At 36.9% G+C, this 18,436-nt stretch carries 15 protein-coding genes; 4 read left to right on the top strand and 11 right to left on the bottom strand.

Annotated elements, in window-relative coordinates; genetic code table 11:
* Nucleotides 1-6 precede the first annotated feature (6 nt).
* The gene (locus CA265_10525) at nucleotides 7-1,713 is read right to left on the bottom strand and encodes an ABC transporter ATP-binding protein (protein ARS40060.1); all 1,707 of its coding nucleotides are present in this window, start codon (nucleotides 1,711-1,713) and stop codon (nucleotides 7-9) included.
* Nucleotides 1,713-2,426: a 3'-5' exonuclease gene (locus CA265_10520; protein ARS40059.1), complete on the bottom strand. Its 714-nt coding sequence runs from the start codon at nucleotides 2,424-2,426 to the stop codon at nucleotides 1,713-1,715. The genes CA265_10525 and CA265_10520 overlap by 1 nt, the downstream gene beginning before the upstream one ends.
* A gap of 97 nt (nucleotides 2,427-2,523) precedes the next feature.
* Here CA265_10520 and CA265_10515 point away from each other — a divergent pair, with 97 nt between their 5' ends.
* A complete protein-coding gene (locus CA265_10515; protein ID ARS40058.1) occupies nucleotides 2,524-3,021 on the top strand; it encodes a hypothetical protein in 498 nt (165 codons plus the stop codon).
* Nucleotides 3,022-3,238: 217 nt separating this feature from the next.
* On the opposite strand, the gene CA265_10510 is transcribed toward CA265_10515, so the two are convergent.
* From CA265_10510 to CA265_10495, 4 genes are all read right to left on the bottom strand, one after another.
* Complete coding sequence (locus CA265_10510; protein ID ARS40057.1) at nucleotides 3,239-4,135, bottom strand: hypothetical protein; 897 nt, start codon at nucleotides 4,133-4,135, stop codon at nucleotides 3,239-3,241.
* 172 nt (nucleotides 4,136-4,307) lie between these two features.
* Nucleotides 4,308-5,696, bottom strand: coding sequence for an arginine decarboxylase (locus CA265_10505; protein ARS40056.1), 1,389 nt, complete (start codon nucleotides 5,694-5,696; stop codon nucleotides 4,308-4,310).
* 185 nt (nucleotides 5,697-5,881) lie between these two features.
* Nucleotides 5,882-6,073 (bottom strand): hypothetical protein, encoded by a 192-nt coding sequence (locus CA265_10500; GenBank protein ARS40055.1) that lies wholly within the window; start codon nucleotides 6,071-6,073, stop codon nucleotides 5,882-5,884.
* A 543-nt stretch (nucleotides 6,074-6,616) separates the two neighbouring features.
* Entirely contained in the window at nucleotides 6,617-7,195 is a 579-nt protein-coding gene (locus CA265_10495; protein ID ARS40054.1) for a PhnA protein, read from the bottom strand.
* 127 nt (nucleotides 7,196-7,322) lie between these two features.
* On the opposite strand from CA265_10495, the gene CA265_10490 reads away from it, so the two are divergent.
* Nucleotides 7,323-7,586, top strand: coding sequence for a hypothetical protein (locus CA265_10490; GenBank protein ID ARS40053.1), 264 nt, complete (start codon nucleotides 7,323-7,325; stop codon nucleotides 7,584-7,586).
* Here CA265_10490 and CA265_10485 read toward each other — a convergent pair.
* From CA265_10485 to CA265_10475, 3 genes are all read right to left on the bottom strand, one after another.
* A complete protein-coding gene (locus tag CA265_10485; GenBank protein ARS40052.1) occupies nucleotides 7,573-7,887 on the bottom strand; it encodes a hypothetical protein in 315 nt (104 codons plus the stop codon). The two genes, CA265_10490 and CA265_10485, sit on opposite strands and share 14 nt — an antisense overlap.
* A gap of 48 nt (nucleotides 7,888-7,935) precedes the next feature.
* Nucleotides 7,936-8,850, bottom strand: coding sequence for an amidinotransferase (locus tag CA265_10480; GenBank protein ID ARS40051.1), 915 nt, complete (start codon nucleotides 8,848-8,850; stop codon nucleotides 7,936-7,938).
* Between the two features lie 124 nt (nucleotides 8,851-8,974).
* Nucleotides 8,975-10,420 carry an amidinotransferase gene (locus tag CA265_10475; GenBank protein ID ARS40050.1) on the bottom strand — a complete coding sequence of 482 codons (1,446 nt, stop codon included), beginning with the start codon at nucleotides 10,418-10,420 and terminating at the stop codon, nucleotides 8,975-8,977.
* 363 nt (nucleotides 10,421-10,783) lie between these two features.
* On the opposite strand from CA265_10475, the gene CA265_10470 reads away from it, so the two are divergent.
* Nucleotides 10,784-12,556 (top strand): arginine--tRNA ligase, encoded by a 1,773-nt coding sequence (locus tag CA265_10470; protein ID ARS40049.1) that lies wholly within the window; start codon nucleotides 10,784-10,786, stop codon nucleotides 12,554-12,556.
* Between the two features lie 60 nt (nucleotides 12,557-12,616).
* Nucleotides 12,617-13,390, top strand: coding sequence for a hypothetical protein (locus CA265_10465; protein ID ARS40048.1), 774 nt, complete (start codon nucleotides 12,617-12,619; stop codon nucleotides 13,388-13,390).
* A gap of 180 nt (nucleotides 13,391-13,570) precedes the next feature.
* On the opposite strand, the gene CA265_10460 is transcribed toward CA265_10465, so the two are convergent.
* Together CA265_10460 and CA265_10455 are read right to left on the bottom strand one after the other, a co-directional pair.
* Complete coding sequence (locus CA265_10460; GenBank protein ARS40047.1) at nucleotides 13,571-16,681, bottom strand: hypothetical protein; 3,111 nt, start codon at nucleotides 16,679-16,681, stop codon at nucleotides 13,571-13,573.
* Between the two features lie 336 nt (nucleotides 16,682-17,017).
* A complete protein-coding gene (locus CA265_10455) occupies nucleotides 17,018-18,376 on the bottom strand; it encodes a tRNA uridine-5-carboxymethylaminomethyl(34) synthesis GTPase MnmE (GenBank protein ARS40046.1) in 1,359 nt (452 codons plus the stop codon).
* Between the last annotated feature and the right edge of the window lie 60 nt (nucleotides 18,377-18,436).

Raw genomic sequence — 18,436 nt, 5'->3', positions numbered from 1 at the left:
TTTCTATTATTGATGTCCTGGGATAGCCTCGATCAGCTTTTGGGTATAAGCTGCTTTTGGTGCATAAAATATTTGTTCCGGAAAACCCTCTTCCTCAATTTTTCCTTTATTCATCACCAGAATACGGTCTGAAATATGTTTTACAACAGCAAGATCATGAGAAATGAAAATATAAGTGAGTCCGAATTCGCTTTGAAGGTCTTTGATGAGGTTTAAAACCTGCGCCTGAACGGAAACATCTAAAGCAGATACCGATTCGTCGCAGATGATAAATTTGGGTTGCAAAGCCAAAGCCCTGGCAATAACCACACGCTGCCTTTGTCCGCCACTAAACTCATGCGGATATCGGTTAAAATGTTCTTCTTTTAAGCCTACCTTATCAAGCAGTTCCAGTACCTTTTGTTTACGCTCGCTATCGTTACGGTATAATTTATGTACCTGTAATGGCTCTAAAATTGATTGACCGATACTTAATTTAGGGTTTAAAGACGCATATGGATCCTGAAAAATGATCTGTATATCTTTCCTTAATTTCCGTAAGGCTGTTTTGCCGATATGTGTAATGTTTTCCCCATTAAAAATGATCTCTCCGGACGTGGGCTGTATTAACCGTAAAATAGTCCGCCCCAAAGTGGTTTTACCACAACCCGATTCGCCAACCAGACCCAAAGTTTCTCCAGGAAAAACCTCAAAATTTAACTGGTCGACAGCTTTAACATAATCAGTGGTTTTACCGAAAAGGCCATTGTGAATGGGATACCAGGTGCATAGGTTTTTAATTTGAAGTAAAGGTTCCTGAGCATAAAGTTTGGCTCTGCGAGCGGTTATTTCGGCTGTTGTTAACTGATTTGAGGCCTGCAGATGTGCTGAGGCATCTTCAATTTCTCCGGTAAGGAAATCGGCCACCACAGGTAGTTTTTTTAATTGGCGGTTAGGTGAGGGGCGACAGGCGAGTAAACCTTTGGTATACGGATGTTGGGGGTTCTCGAAAATAGATTTTGCCGGACCTTGTTCTACGATTTCGCCCTTATACATTACAGCAACTTCATCGGCAATTTCATTTACCACACCTAAATCGTGCGAAATAAAAATCATTGCCATATTTCGTTCCTGTTTCAGTTTTAATAGCAGTTGCAGGATGGTTTTCTGAACGGTTACATCTAAAGCCGTGGTGGGTTCATCGGCTATCAATAATTTTGGATCACAGCTTAAAGCCATGGCAATCATTACCCTTTGCTTTTGTCCGCCTGATATTTGGTGTGGGTAACTCTCAAATATTTTTTCTGGTCGCGGTAATTGCACTTCGTTAAATAAAGCAATGGTATGTTTTTTGGCTTCCGCTTGATCTACCTTTCGATGCAGCATAATGGCTTCAGCCACCTGATACCCGCAGGTAAAAACAGGATTGAGCGAAGTCATGGGTTCCTGAAAAATCATCGAAATCTGGTTTCCCCTGATCTGGCGGATTTCATTTGAACTCAGGTTAAGCAGACTAATATCTTCAAAATCTATCTCGCCCGTAATTTTTGCTGCACGTTCATCGTGCAAACGCATTATAGAAAAAGATGTGACCGATTTTCCAGAACCAGATTCGCCAACAATACCTAAAACAGTTCCTTTTTTTACCTTAAAACTGATCTGTTTTACCGCTTTAAACCAGGTTTTTTCTTCCTGGTTATAGAAATCGATATTTAAATGCTCAACGTTTAACATTAGGTTACAATGGTAATGTTTTCTGCTGAAATTATATCCATTCCTTTAAATTTTAATAACACCTGAGCGGTAGTAATTACATCTTTCTGGCAATAGGTAACAATTCTATCCAGGTTTTTTTCTTCGTAATAAACCTGCCTTACCTGTGCGCCGTTGATGTCGTCTTTAGGCGTAGGAATATCCAAAATTGCGGCTAACAGGTTTAAGGAAGTGAAATGTTTGTAATCGCCGAATTTCCAAAGATCCATGGTATCGATGTGGTTCACTTCCCATGGTTTTTTGCCCGAAAGTTGTAGTTGAACCGGGATTTCTATACCATTAACCAATAACCTGCGGCATAAATAGGGAAAGTCGAATTCTTTTCCATTGTGTGCACAGAACATTAAGTTGGGTATTTGTTTACTCAATAGGGCAGAAAACTGTAACAGCATTTCTTTTTCATCATCGCCAAAAATAGATTTGATGCGCAATGAGGTGGATTGGCCCTGTACACTAAAAATCCCCATGCTGATGCAGATGATCTTGCCAAATTCGGCCATAATACCGGCTTTTTCATAAAATTCTTCAGCAGTTTGGTCCTGATTTCTTTGGTAATGTGTTTTTTGTTCCCAAAGTTCCTGAAAATGGGGAGGTACATCTTGAAAAGATGGATATTGAGGCACAGTTTCGATATCGATAACCATTACCTGATTGAGATCTAACGCCTTTAGCATACATCAGTAATTTTCAATTAACAATTTACAATTTTCAATTCAAAATCTTCTATCCAAACCATTAAACATTACAACTATATTTTTATAAGTTTGGATTATGGCGACAAGTAAATTCGAGCAATCTCTAATAGATGGTGCTCACCAACAGCTTCAAAGTTTAATGGGTAACTGGAAAGGCATAACCAAAACCTGGTTTGAAAAAGATGTACTGGCAGATGAATCTCCGGCTGAAGCAACCATTACTGCTATCCTGGGTAATCGTTTTATTTCTTTCGATTATCAGGGAAGTTTGGAAGGAAAAGCTTTTGAAGGCAAAATGATTATCGGTTTCGACATTCCTTACCAAAGATTCACCACAAGCTGGGTCGATAGTTTCCACATGGGGACACAGATCATGCTTTCGAGCGGTGAAGCTACGACAAATGGTTTTTCAGTTTTTGGCGAATATGGGAGTCCGGAATATGGCGAGCAGCTTTGGGGCTGGAGAACAACACTTGAGATTATCAGTGCAGATGAAATGATATTAACGGCTTACAATGTTTCGCCGGAAGGGGATGAGGCAAAAGCGACGGAAACGGTTTATAGGAAACAGTAAATATTGTTGGTCGGGATTTGCAATCCCGACTTTCGAATCTTTAATTGGATTATAAATCCATAGTTCATTTAATCGAGATTGCAAATCTCGACTAACAGTAAGATCGTCATTCCCAACTTGATTGGGAACCACGAAGTGCTCATCGAAGATAATCTTAGTGCCTGATGTAAAATGCATTAAGATTCCCGCATGCACGGGAATGACGTAACGTAAAAAATTAAAATAAACCTGGCGAAGCCTGATTGGCCATCACCGGAATTTTTAGATCAGTCCCTACAGCCTTATTCAGTTTCTCCGTAAAATAAGCCGAAAATAGCGGAGAGGATAGTTCTACATTCTGGTGTACAAAGAAATATAGGTTTTGTAATCCCTGTTCTTTCCAGGTTACAATTCTTTCAATCCAATCATCTAAGCGCTTTTTATCAATATCATCATAATTGGCGCCTACAAAACGTACGAAGGCCGTAGGTGAGGTTAAACGCATATGTAACATATCTCTTCTGCCCGCAGTATCAACAATAATATTGGCTACACCATTTTCCTGAAACAATTGTGCAAACTCATTGGCAATGGCGGGATTCGAAAACCATTCGCCATTTCTCACCTCAACGCCCAAAGGAATAACTTTTGGAAACTCATTGATTACGGTTTTTAACCTTTCGAAATCTTTAGGTTTAAAATTATCGTGCAGCTGAAGAAAAGCCATACCCAACTTATCTTCGAAGTTACTGATGGCATCGCAATACTGCTCTACAGGCTCTTTAACGTTGATCAATCTTTTAAAATGACTGATGGTGTTGGTGAGTTTAGGGAAAAACTTAAAATCTGCAGGTGTTTTTTGTGTCCAGGTGATTACCTGCTCACGACTTGGCATACCATAAAAAGTGGCATTTAGCTCAATGGAATTAAATTGAGTAGAATAGTAAGTCAGCTCATCTTTTGTCCCTTTTGGATAAAAACCTTTTAAATCAGCCTTATTCCATTTGGCACAACCCACGTAAGCCTTAAAAGCTTGTTTAGGTTTATTGGCTGCTAAAATTGCTGCTGTTTCAGGCGCATCAGCAGGAAGCGTATAATCTATAATTGAGGGGTCGTCTACTTTACCGAATTGCATTTTTAAAGGTTTTTAGGTGTAAGGTAAAAGGTTAAAGGCAAAAAAATACCTTAGTTTATTTAACTAAGGTATTTATATATTGTAAAAATAAGAAACTTGTTCTCGCTTTAATTCATTGTGGAAAGTTTATTTGGAAGAGCTCCAAACTGAGAATTGAAAACTGCAAACTGAATTAGTAACCCAGAATTTTCAATACCTGTTTACTGTTCTGTTCTTCTCCAAAAACCTCGAAGTTGAAACTTTCATCGCGGTTTCTGCGGATTAAAACGTGTTTAGGACTAGGTAATAAACAATGGTGGATACCACCATATCCGCTCAATACTTCCTGGTATGCACCAGTATGGAAGAAACCTAAATACTGTACTTTACGCGTTTTAGGCATAAATACACTGTTCATGTGAGCTTCCTGGTTGTAATAATCTTGACCATCGCAGGTAATACCACCTAAGTTAACCCGTTCATATTCAGCATCCCAGTTGTTAATCGGCAATAAAATGTATTTTTGGTTTAGTGCCCAAACATCAGGTAAATTGGTAATGAAAGAACCATCTAACATTAACCAACGCTCACGGTCGTTCTGTTGTTTACGGCCCAATACTTTATAAAGGATACCAGAAGCCTCGGCAACAGTATATTTGCCAAATTCAGTAATAATATCTGGTTCCATTACATCGTGGATGGCACAGATTTCTTTAATCCTTTTTACAATTTCGTTTACCATGTATTCGTAATCGAAATCAAACACCAACGAATCTTTAAATGGCATACCGCCACCAATATCAAGGGTATCTAAATCAGGATTGATTTTTTTGAACTTGCAATAAAGTGTTACGTATTTCTCTAACTCGTTCCAGTAATATGGCGAATCGGTAATACCAGAGTTAATGAAAAAGTGTAATAATTTAACCCTGAAATTAGGGTTATGAACGATTTTATTGTTGTAAAAATCGATAATATCTTCCATACGAACGCCTAAACGCGAAGTATAGAATTGCGAATCTGGCTGCTCTTCAGCGGCAATACGGATACCCAAATTACAAGGCGTATCAATATCTACCTCATCATCAAAAAGGTTAAATTCTTCTTTGTTATCTAAAACGGGGATAATATTGGTATAACCATCATGCAACATATCAATGATATATTGTTTGTACTGATAGGTTTTAAAGCCGTTACAGATGATGGTGGTATCTTTCGTTAACACTCCTTTTTTCTCTAAAGCATCAACCATTGGCATATCAAAAGCCGAAGAAGTTTCCAGGTGGATGTTGTTTTTTAAAGCTTCTTCTACAATGTGCTTAAAATGCGAGCTTTTTGTACAGTAGCAATATTTGTAATCGCCACGATAATTGTTCTTTAAAATAGCGGTTTGGAAAAGAATCTTCGCCTGCTGAATTTTCTTACTTACCATTGGTAAATACGTGAAACGTAGGGGAGTACCGTAAGTTTCGATCATTTCCATCAGGTTTAAATCCTGAAAATATAATTCATCATCTATAACATCGAAGCCCTCCTGAGGGAAACCAACACTTAGATCAAGAAATTCTGAGTAACTCTGCATTTACTTTTAAATAATTTTTGCAAAAATGTAATTTTAAATCGAGAATTAATCTTTAATAAAAATATTTTTACTGTAGAGAAACCGTTAGCCTAACTACAAAATTTTAGTACAAATTGTTTTTAGCAAAAAAACAGGTTGCTTGTTTTGTTAACAATCTGGAAAACAAGCAGTAATAAGGAGTTGGTTTAAGGGTTTGGAAAGCAGGTTCCGGTTTTTTGTAGTTTGGGTTTGGCCCTGCGCTCCACTTTATCCCGAAGAAACCTGTGCAACAAGCAAGCATACCAAAAAATAATAAGCAACAATGCTTCATTCGGGATCTTCGTTCCGATCAGGTTTATTGAGGTTAGGTTGGTGCTGCTATTTAAGGTTAACAGCAAGCGGCAAATCAATTATAGATTGTCATCCTGAGCCTGTCGAAGGACCTGTTTAAATGCTCCTGTAAAGCGTTCCTGTTACCTTTCCCGGTTCAGCCTATCGTGTGGATAAATCTTTTGATTTTTTATACGTTTTGCTAACCAAACTTTAATAAACAACGGGTGTTACCGAAGAACGCTGTCAATCCCAAGTGGCAGGAAAATCAAAAAACAGTTGCAGATTAGAACAAATAGCACTACCAAACCTTAAACGCAGTGGTTTTGTGTTCCTAATGCTGATTCTAATCTTTTAGGAGAATTGAACACAAAACAAAGTGCTGCTGTTTTTTGATTAGTGTGGGCGGTGAGGAACCACATTGCCGGATTGACAAAGCGCTTTGGGTACTTTGGCGCTCCAAAATGCGCCAGCATTCTTGAGCACAAATAAAAACAACATAATCTGCGAAAAACTACCATGCCCCCGCGGCAGAGAGCGGGAAAAATAAACACAAATAAAGTTAGAATGGATTCATAAATATGATACAGGCTATGGAACCAAATAGCATATTAACCTTTGCGGAGGTATTTCGTTAAAATTACAATGGTTTGTCCCTCTACCTTACCTTCAATTTGTTCGATGTTATCATGAACTAAGCGGATGTTTTTAACTACAGTACCCAATTTAGCGCTCAAAGTTGAGCCTTTAACATCCAGTGTTTTCACCAAAACCACCGTATCCCCTTCAAATAAACGCGTGCCGTTGCTGTCCTGATGAAATTCTACTGTTCCATCTTGCTCGTGGTCGCCGGTTTTTTTAGCCCATTCCAAAGTTTCATCTTCAAGGTATAAAATATCCAGACTATCTGCTGCCCAGCCTTCATTCCTTAACCTGCTCAACATGCGCCAGGCCACAACCTGTACCGGGGCAAATTCCGACCACATGGTTTCTGTTAATATTTTCCAATGGTTAGGAGCAAGTTGCTCCGTTTTTTCAATCTGATCTAAGCAGATTTTACACACTAAAATGCTGTTATCGCTATTGGCATTGCTGCTTGGCGGCACTTCGTACACCGATAAATTGGTTTCAGAAGTGCATAATTCGCATTTATTGCCCGAACGGGTTTGTAATTCTTGTACTAAAGACATATTGATACTGGATTTTTGGCGAAAGTAATAAAACTAATCGGAATGAACAGGCATTGTGTTACAGCCTGTAGCGGAGAAATCTTTGTTCTTATAATTTAAAGGTTTTGTTTGATAGAAAAAGAAAGGAATGTTGCCGATCATTTGGAAAGCTGGTTCCTGTTATTGTAGGTTTGGGTTAGTCCTGCTATTCATTACAAGTCCGCTGCCGATTAAGGATCGGCTTTGCGGGCTTTTCATTCTATCAGGTTTATATATTTCGGTCGGTGTTGCTATTAGTGGCTTACTAGCAAGTGTAATTATGCAACAGATTTTCCGTGCGCTCCGAGCTTCCGTGGCAAAAATACAATGGTTCGTTGAAACATTAGCTAATAAAGTTATTAACCTTTTATAATTACTTTATTTTGCTCCACATCCTTATTAAACTTTTCCGTCCATTTTTTTAAGCTCAAAGCTGTTTCCCCTTTATCGTCATCATATACGATCCAGGCATCCGCATCTGTAGAAAGCTTAAGCAATGTGGAAATATCAGCTTCTGTGATGTAAGATTGTCCGTATTTCCTTTCTCCATTTATTAGGGCATACCATAATTCATATTCTAAATTCTGCATCCAACCAGCAGAATAGCAATTTTCTGAAATTTCACTCATGAAGGTTGCCAATCGCAATTCTTTTTCTGTTAAATCTGATTCCATTAAAAATAGATTTATGGGATTGGTGACTTACCAATATTTGTTTTATGCCTACAATTTACTGGGCAAATGTATCTCAGCCAGCATGCACCTTGCGCTGCCACCGCCGTTTTTTTCGATGGTATAAAGCGGTGCATAAATGATTCTGCTATATTGTTCAAGCGCAACAATCTGCTCAGCAGTTAAGGATAGATAAGCCTGTTCTGACATCACCAATAAACTTTCGTCATCTGCGTTGGTAAGTTGTAACATGTTGCCTGCAAATTTGTTCATTTGCTCCAGGTTGATTTCGATAATTTCTTTTCCTGATCCTTTTAAACTAATGGTAACATTCAGTTTTTCTTCAGGATCTTTAATCGAATCCAGGCAAATTACTGCAAAACGATCGCCGATGCACATCATCACGTTGGTGTGGTAAATCGGGAAATTCGATTCGTCAACCGCCTGGAATGCCACCGGTTCATATCCGGTCAGCATGCAGAAATTGTCTAACACTTCTTCATCGGTACGCACACTTAAGCAGGCATAAGCAATTTTGTTGGTGCGATCTAATACCATGCTTCCTGTGCCTTCTAAAAACGCATGCTGATGTTCGTAAAAGCTTAAATCGCTGATGTGGTTAACTTCGAAGTTTTCTTTTAAACCATCCAAAATCTCTTTTCTGCGCTCCAATCTTCGGTTTTCAGAAAACATCGGATAAAGGTATACTGAGCCATCCTCATGAAAGGAAACCCAATTGTTGGGGAAAATAGAATCAGGTGTTTCTGGTTGTAAGGTATCATCAACCACTGTCACATCAACATTATTTTTTCGTAGTAAATCAACAAAGGCATCAAATTCTTTTAAAGCCTCTGTTTGTACATTGGTTTCAGTAGAAGCAACTTGAAATTTGTTATTTCCCGCCGTTTGCTCGTTGAATTTAAAATCAACAGGGCGGATCATGAGGATATGGTTGGTAGTCTGCATAATGGTGAAAGGTAAAAGGCGTAAGGTTTAAGGTTGCATACTGCCCCAAAAGTATTCATTAAATATCAGGCATTTATACTATAGGCAAATTTAACCTTAAACCCTATACCTTACGCCTTAAACCTCAAATATTGTCTCTTAATATCGGCAAACTCATACAATGGAAACCCCCACGGGCACGTGATAATTCTGCCGAAGGCATTAAAATCAACGTATCGGTTATGGTTTCGACATTTACTTTACCGCTTTCTAAATCCTGGATCAAATCTTTTACATCCACTACATCAAAGCCAGCAGTTTTAAAGGCCTCAACGGTTTTATCGTTTCTGTCGTAACCTAAAACCACACCATCTTTAATGGCTAAAAGGTTACAGGAATCTGTCCACTGCTCACGCGAATCGTAAGGGAACTGATTGTTTCCGCTATAAATAATCTGAGTAGGTTCGGTGCTTTTTAAGTCGTTCTGGCTAATATCATTTAATAAAGCTTCTACATGTTTGAAGTGTTTCGGCTCGCTTGGATTGGCTTTAGTAAACTGAATGGCGGTAGTCGCTTCCAGTTTTTCGGGTTCTTTTAAAAAGTTGATCGGCTCATAAGGATTATATTTTGGTGAATGCGCAATCGAATTCAAAATTACCCAGGTATTGCGTTTAACTTGCGTGAAAACAGTATCCAGGTGCATGTAATCACGTTTGCTCGGTATTTTCACCACGGTAACTTTTTCGACCACATCCTGATCGAACAATAACTTAATCGCTTCGTTGGCACCATGCTCTGATGTCCGCTCGCTACAGCCGATTAATACGTGGTTAGGACTCACCATCATCACATCGCCACCCTCTAAAGTGGTGCTGAAAGCAGGTTCATCGCCTGGTCTTAAAAAGTGCATGGTTACATCCGGAATTTCGAGAATGTTATTGCGGTAATCTTCAAACAAAGGATGGTTGAAGAATATATAACGCATTAAAAGCGTTTCGCGCACACGGGCTTTTTTTGCCGGTTTGTTTAACAGAATGTGGTTATTAATTGTGGTGCCTACATCCCTGGTGAAAATTAAATTGGGGATCGGTGCAAAAATCATCGTATCGTCGGCCAGTGTACCGGAGATGAAAATCTCAGCCAACTGTTTCGGATCGGTATTCGTTAACGCTAACTGTACTTTATAGGTACAGCCTTCAATCGCACAAACGGCAGCAACCAGTTTTTTGCGGATGGATTCGTTTTCGAGCATTTCGCTCAACAGATTCTGAATCTCGATTACCGATTTAGAATTGTGAAAATCGGGGTGGTTGGGTTTATAAAAATTACGGTTGGATGCTTCCGAATCTATATCGCTCAGTTTTCCTTTAATCTTATCAGGATCAAGAAAATACATCAACAATTTAATATAATAATCGTATTCGCCTTTACGGATGGTATCTAAATGTACTATATCTTCGAAAAGCCAATCTTGTGCCTTAGAGGGTACTACTTTGCCTAATCCACTATCAGGACTATGTATTAATAATTTACGCAATCTGCCGATTTCGGTGTTTACGCTCACTTTAAAATTTGGGTTCTGCTCGCTCATAAAAAAGTTAGTTATTGCAAATCTATTAGAATTTTTGAGAGTCCGAAAGTCCAGGGGTCCGAAAGTCCGAAGATATAGTTTGAAAATAGGTGCTGGAAAAGTTAGAAGACCAATGAGATTTATATTTATAGGTATTCTGTCTTCCGACCCCGGACATCGGACTCCCGACTTTTTTATTGCACAGCACCCACATCCTTAAACCTTATTGAAGCGGCAGCTCCCGATTCCTTCAATCGGGACTATAGCGGAAAGAAGGACTATCGGAACCGATTGGCACTACTTAGCTTTCCAAGCCTTTTGAAAGCTCAAAAACCTTCCGCCTTAAACCTTTCACCTTCCACCTTTTTTACATATTTTTGGCACATGAATTTTATTATTGCCGAAACACAGAAAGCCATTTTTGAACTTTATAAGGAAGAAGTAGCCGAAAGTGTAATCAACATACAAGAAACCCGTAAAGAATTTGAAGGACAGGCAACGATTGTTGTTTTTCCGATCACCAAAATTTCTAAGAAATCGCCGGAACAAACTGCTACAGAAATTGGCGAATATTTGGTTGCCAACGTAACCGATATCACTAAATTTAATGTGGTTAAAGGCTTTTTAAACTTAAGCATTGCTGAAAGTTATTTCTTAAAACAGTTTAACGAAGAAATTTTATCGCCCGATTTTGGTGTATATGCACCTAACGGTAAAAAGGTAATGGTCGAATATTCTTCGCCAAATACCAATAAACCGCTCCACCTGGGGCACGTGCGTAATAATTTATTGGGTTACTCGGTTTCTGAGCTGCTTAAAGCTTACGGTTACGATGTGGTGAAGGTAAACCTGGTTAACGATCGTGGTATCCACATCTGTAAATCGATGTTGGCCTGGCAAAAGTGGGGTAATGGCGAAACACCTGAAAGCACTGGCTTAAAGGGCGATCACCTGGTTGGAAAATATTACGTCATTTTTGATAAAGAATACAAAAAAGAGATTGATTCGTTAAAAGCGGAAGGACAAACTGAAGAAGAGGCCAAGAAAAATGCACCGTTGATTAAAGAAGCGCAACAAATGCTGCTGAAATGGGAGCAAGGTGATGAGGAAGTAGTTTCGCTTTGGAAAACCATGAACGAGTGGGTTTACGCTGGTTTTAATGTAACATATAAAAACCTTGGGGTTGATTTTGATAAATTTTACTACGAAAGCAATACTTACCTGTTAGGAAAAGGTACGGTTGATGAAGGTTTGGCCAAAGGCGTTTTCTTTAAAAAGGAAGATGGTTCGGTATGGATCGATTTAACTGCCGACGGTTTAGACCAGAAACTGGTTTTACGTGCCGATGGGACTTCGGTTTACATTACGCAGGATTTGGGTACTGCCGAAATGAAACACGACGATTTCAATATGGATGAGTCGATTTATGTGGTAGGAAATGAGCAGGATTATCACTTTAAGGTATTGTTCCTGATTTTAGAGAAACTGGGCAAAAGCTGGGCGAAAGGTTTATACCATTTATCGTACGGAATGGTTGATTTGCCAAACGGAAAAATGAAAAGCCGTGAAGGAACAGTTGTTGATGCGGATGAGTTAATCGAAAGCATGGTAACCACCGCCCGAGAGAAAACGGAAGAATTGGGTAAAACCAACGATTTTAGCGAAGCAGATAAAGAAGAGTTATATAAAAATATTGGTTTAGGTGCTTTAAAATATTTCCTTTTAAAGGTTGAACCGAAAAAACGTTTATTGTTTAATCCTGCTGAAAGTATCGATTTCCAGGGGAATACAGGGCCATTTATCCAGTATACACATGCACGGATTAAATCGCTGTTGAGTAAATCGGATTATCAGTTTGCAGTTGGTAGTGAGCAGTTTTCAGGAATATCGGATGTGGAACTGGAAATGATTCTGCAATTGGCGAAATACCCTGCAGAAATTGCTATTGCAGCTAAGGCTTATAGTCCGGCAAGTTTGGCCAACTATTTATACGAACTGGCTAAACTGTTTAACAAGTTTTATCATGAGGTACCGCCAATTGTAAAAACTGAAGATGGTGAAGTGAAACAGTTCCGTTTAAACCTGAGCAAAAAAACAGCTGATATTATTCATGCTGGTATGCTGATTTTAGGGATTACTTCGCCAGAGCGGATGTAGTTACTGTTGGCTGAAGCCAGCGGTAATGAATTCGGAAGTATTGATTTAAAAATTTAATTAGTGGTTAACGAACTGATTTTACTTTGTTTGGTGGCTTTTGCTGCCGGATTTATAGATGCTATTGTAGGTGGCGGCGGTTTATTACAAACTCCCGCCATTTTACTTATTTTACCACATTATCCTGTGGCTACGCTTTTAGGAACTACAAAAATCCCATCAATGGCGGGTACAACGCTGGCCGCTTTCAAATATTCTAAACAGGTTAGTTTTAATTACAAGGTGCTTGCTGCCTGTGTGCTTACTGCATTTTTAGCCGCATTGATGGGGGCGTTTTTGGTGAGTAGGATCGATAATTCGGTCATTAAACCGGTAATCCTTGTTGTGCTGATTTTAGTTGCACTTTATACCTATTTTAATAAACAATTTGGTATCCACCAGGAGAAAGACCATTCGCTTAAACAACAGGTTTTAATGGCTGCTTTATTTGGAATATTGATTGGTTTTTATGATGGCTTAATCGGACCAGGTACCGGCTCTTTTCTGATCTTGGTTTTTATTGCTGTACTGGGCTTCGATTTTATAGGTGCCAGTGCACATGCCAAAATTGTAAATATGGCGACTAATCTGGCAGCCATTATCTATTTCAGTTCAACAGGACATATCCTGTTTCAATACGCCATCCCAATGGCACTTTTTAACCTAACGGGTGCTTTCTTCGGTACAAAACTAGCCTTGCTTAAAGGAAATAAATTTGTGCGTGTATTTTTTCTGATCGTTGTTTTCGGAACAATTTTAAGATTTGCTTATGATATTCTGAAAGTGTATGTTGTGTAAAAGGAAAGAAGTAGAAAATAAAACGCTTTATCCATAGCCTCTTACTTTAAATCGTGTATTACTCCCCGATACAAAAAGTTATTTTGTAATAGTAAAATTAATTACTATTACAAAATAACAAATACAAAACAATTAGCTAATAATTTCTCAAATAAGTATTCTGTTTTTTTATCTCAATTATTAACTAAGCTTAGCATTAACAGTTTTCAGCTTTTCTAAAGTTTGGAATGTTTTACTTACAGAATCTTTTGTATACAATTTACTATTAAATTTAGGCCCAGCCTCAGCAAAATATCCTTGTAAAGTTTTAGAGATTTTTTCTTTATTAGATGGTGAATACTCAAGCGTTCTAAAATTATAATAGTACAGAATTTTAACTAAAATAGAATATCTAAGTACAGGTATTTTTATATCTGAAATACTTTGTTTGATATATTCATGATTTTTCAATAAATCGATATCAGCAAGTGTATAAAGCAATATGAATTTTTTAAATTGACTTTCTTCTTTACTGGTTTTTAGTTTATGTAATTTATCTTTAATTATACCTTGCAAATTATTTGCTCCGATCATATCAGATATTCTACTTTGAACAATAATTGGGAGCATTTGACGCATCAATTTAACAAGTGCTGCCATTTTATTTTTTTCTTCACTCAATCCTGAATTATCGCTATTAAATGATTGAAAGAGTTTGTATCCCCAGCTTACCGTAGTATCAATAATATAGTCGAAAATTTCGTTTATGAGATCTGTACTTGTTATATCATCTGCATTTTTAAAAACCCTTCCTAATATGTAGAGAGAATTCTCTAGGGAAACAATATTGTTTTGGTCAATAGGTAAAAAACGTTTTAATCTAACTTCACAATTATCTTGAATACTTATAGTTGAGATACTTTCCTCGACCTCTTCAATGTCATCTAGCTGTTCATTAGACATCACGCTCCTGATCAAATCTGTGTGATTTTTTTCTAGATGTAATGCTATTTCTCCAGTATCTAGCTGTGTTAATGCATTATCAATATTTTCGGTTAAATATGCCTGATTTATTTCCGCAAATATCTCTTTTGTCTTATTAAAAATCTTCAATACAAAATCTTCGTCACCACGATTAGAGCCGGCATACATTTCAAGTTCATTTTTGAAACTTAGATAAACATTATTATCATTGATAACAGTTTCTCTAAATTCCTTATCCAATTTTAAGTAATGAGCTAAGAAATACTCAAATACACCATTCAGTCTAAAAGCATATCTTTTGTTTTCAACTTCTTTTATAATCCCCTTATCGGTTATGTATGACCAGATTGTTGCAGAATCAGTATCATTACGTGGGTTTGAAGCCAAGTATTTAGCAGTAAATTCTAAAATGTTATCACTTGTAGCTGAATATGCATTTTCATTATTATCAAGTAAAAATTTTGAAAGATGTGCTAAATATTGTTTGTATTTTTCAAAGCTGAAACTTCCCTTGTTTTTAATTAGTTTTTCTCTCTCAAGTATTGATTCAATATATAAGTCTACCAAATCAACATCGTTTGTAATATCCTTTCTGGAATCTTTAAAAACCCATAGAAATAATGAAACACTCCAAAAATTAAATGGTATAGCCAACATACCAAAAATATGATTTATTCTATTTATTACTTCAACCTTGCTGATTTCTGAACTGCCATAAAACTTATCTGCTAATTCTCTTAACTGCTTGGGTTTAAGACTATGGAAATAAAGAGTTTTAACACTATATGTATTAATTTTTAGTTCTTGATATTTCGATCCAGAATTCTGATCAGTGCAAATTATAATTTGAGCTAAGCTAAAAGATTTTACAATTCCTTCTAACCATTTTATATTTTCATCATCTCTAAAGTCCATATTATCAATAAGTAGCATAACAGTCTCATTCTCCATGATATCTTTAACCGCTGCCTTATTTACTTGAAAATATGAGGCTAAATCTTTTACAAACTTCCCCTCCAAATGCTCTTCTTTCTCAATTTTCTTGAAATCCAAATAGATAGGAATTCTCTCGTAGTGATTATAATCCTCTAAGCAAATTAGCTGTATTTTTTTTAATAACGAGGTTTTACCACATTTGTCATTTCCCATTATTAAAAAGTTAACATTCGACTTAATTATTTGTTCAACTTCAACTATTTTAACTGAGTTTTGCTTTTTGACCTCTTCGGCACTCTTTGAACTGATTACAGGACTGGTCCACAAATCAATAAAGCCTTTATTATCTTTGTCTTTCTTTCCTTTAAGAAAAAGATCGTCAGCATTTTCTAGTTCTTCACTATATAAAGCCCTTAATCTTTGTCTGAATTTATTTTGCTTTGCTTTTTCTGAATCAATTGGGATTTGAAGTTCTAGAGGTTTTGTATCATAAAATATTTCATCTTGAGCATCGTATTTATAACAAGTAGCATTAACTTTGAAAGAATCCAGATTTATATTTACTATTGTGAAGCCTATTTTAGATCCATCATTATCTGCTAATGCTGCTGCTGATGCAAGTTTTAAGATTCCATCTTTTGAAGTATACGATACGGAAGTATTGTTTTTATGTAAATGTCCAGAAAAAGATACATTGAAATTATTATGAATTAAATCTTCAATAGTATATTGATTATATAACTTAAATTGAGATATTGGATGATGATGTAAAAGGATTTTAATGTCGCATTTGCTAATCAATTTTAAGCTTTCTTGAAGGTAGCTAATAGGTACAATTAAATTACCCTCGTCCAAGTCACCAATGGCTCTCCAGGCCGTATTTAAGCATATCACTCCGACGCTTTTACCTAAATGTGTCCTTATGTGACTCGAATAGCCAAAGCTTATGGTGTCAAATCTGTTGGTTGTAGTAAAATACTGTTTCGCAAAATGTTCATAATTTTCTAATGGAGACAAACTAGATTGGTAATCAATATCCTTTTTCTTAACGAATGCTTCCAATTCTTCATTCGTTTTTAAATTATCAATTCTTGAAATTATTGCGGGGCTAACCTTGGTTCGATCCACATCATGATTGCCTGGACAGATAAAAAATCTATCTTTTGGAATATTTAAGGCTGATAATAGTTTATCGATGAGAACTTCAGCCGCATTTGTGAAATCATTTGATTTAGTACCTGAAAAAACTAAGTCTCCTGTGAAAAAAATATAATCGATTAATATGTTTTGTTTTTTTATATGATTTACAATATTTTCAACAATCGCATCTTGTTTAAATTCGTTGTGTAATGATGTTTTAAAGTGAAAGTCTGTTAAGTGTAGAATATTCATGAAGTTAATTTTTTTTCAATATCAAAAGAATTGAGCGCTTTATCCAATGAAAGTTATTAACAAAAAACTGAGTTAAGTTTTCTATCTGTAAGACATTAATTTATTAATCAAATTATTAATCAAAATTTATTTCTAGAATTTATAAACCAAGTAAGAAGTTAATGGATTATAAATAGATTTTCATAAATAACATTTGAAATTTCTTAAAAAACTGTGCTTGGAATCTAAGCCCTGATTTCTTTAACAAACTCAAAGTATTTAACAATAATTACTTTTTATTTTAAATACTTAATTATTCAGTCGATATGAATATAATAGAAAGCTTCGGAAAATAAATTACTTCCCGATACAGAATTTCGTAAATATATTCTCCAGCAAGTCATCAGTAGTCACTGTACCTGTAATCTCACCAAGATAATGTAGCGCCTGTTTAATATCCATGGCTAAGAAATCGGAGGTTACCGGATTATCTACATTGGCCAAAACCCTTTGCAACGCATGTTCGGTTTGTTTTAAAGCTTCTACATGGCGGATATTAGTCACTAGGGTTTCGCTGGTATTTATGTGATGCAAGTTAACCTGTTCCAGTAAGGTGGTTTTTAATTCATCGATACCTTGTTTCTCTTTAGCAGAAATAAAAACAACTTCTAAAGCTTCGAAAGCCTTACGCTGTGCGTCTGCCATGAGGTCGGCTTTATTCACTAAAATTAAATATGGGATAGCCAATTGCTTCAAACCCCGAATCTGCTCTTCAATTTCTGAAATACTTTGAGCAGCATCGGCCATATAAATGATCAGTTTAGCCTGTTTCATTTTCTCTAAGGTACGTTCTACCCCTAAAGCTTCAATAATATCGGCTGTATCACGGATTCCGGCCGTATCTATAAAACGGAAAACAATGCCACCAATGGTCAGTTCATCTTCAATGGTATCGCGGGTAGTTCCGGCAATATCCGAAACGATAGCCCGTTCTTCATTCAGGAGGGCATTTAATAAGGTAGATTTACCCACATTAGGTTTGCCTGCAATAACAATTGGAACACCGTTTTTAATCACATTTCCCATTTCGAAAGAGGAGATGAGGCGTTGTAAAACGTAATTAATTTTGTTGACCAGGTTTTTTAGCTGTTCGCGGTTAGCAAACTCTACATCTTCTTCAGCAAAATCGAGTTCGAGCTCAATCATTGATGCAAAATGGATCAATTGCTCGCGTAAGCCTTTTAATTCGTTGGCAAAACCACCGCGCATCTGTTGCATGGCCACATCGTGCGAAGCTTTCGAATTGGAAGCAATTAAATCGGCCACAGCCTCCGCCTGACTTAAGTCGAAAGCACCATTTAAAAAAGCACGCAAGGTAAATTCTCCAGGCTTGGCAGCACGTGCACCTTTGCTAATCAAGAGGTTAATAATCTGCTGGATAATATAATTAGAACCATGGCAGGAAATTTCTACCACATTTTCTTTAGTATACGATTTAGGAGCAACAAATAAACCCGCAACAACCTCATCAACAATATGATCGCCATCTTTAACCAGACCAAAATGTAAAGTATGCGAGGCCTGCTTTTCTAAATCTTTTCCTGCAAATACTGCATTGGTCAATGAAATAGCCTCCGGACCAGATAAACGGATTACGCCAATGGCGCCAGAACCGGAAGGAGTAGATAAAGCAATAATGGTATCTTGATTGTTCATGTTCGGTATTAAAGCTGCAAAAATAAGGCTAATCTATGGGTATATCGTGTAAGGGAAGTA

Source organism: Sphingobacteriaceae bacterium GW460-11-11-14-LB5, assembly GCA_002151545.1.
Taxonomy (GTDB): domain Bacteria; phylum Bacteroidota; class Bacteroidia; order Sphingobacteriales; family Sphingobacteriaceae; genus Pedobacter.
Note: the sequence above shows the minus strand (reverse complement) of the source record. Positions and strands in the feature narration are given on the sequence as shown.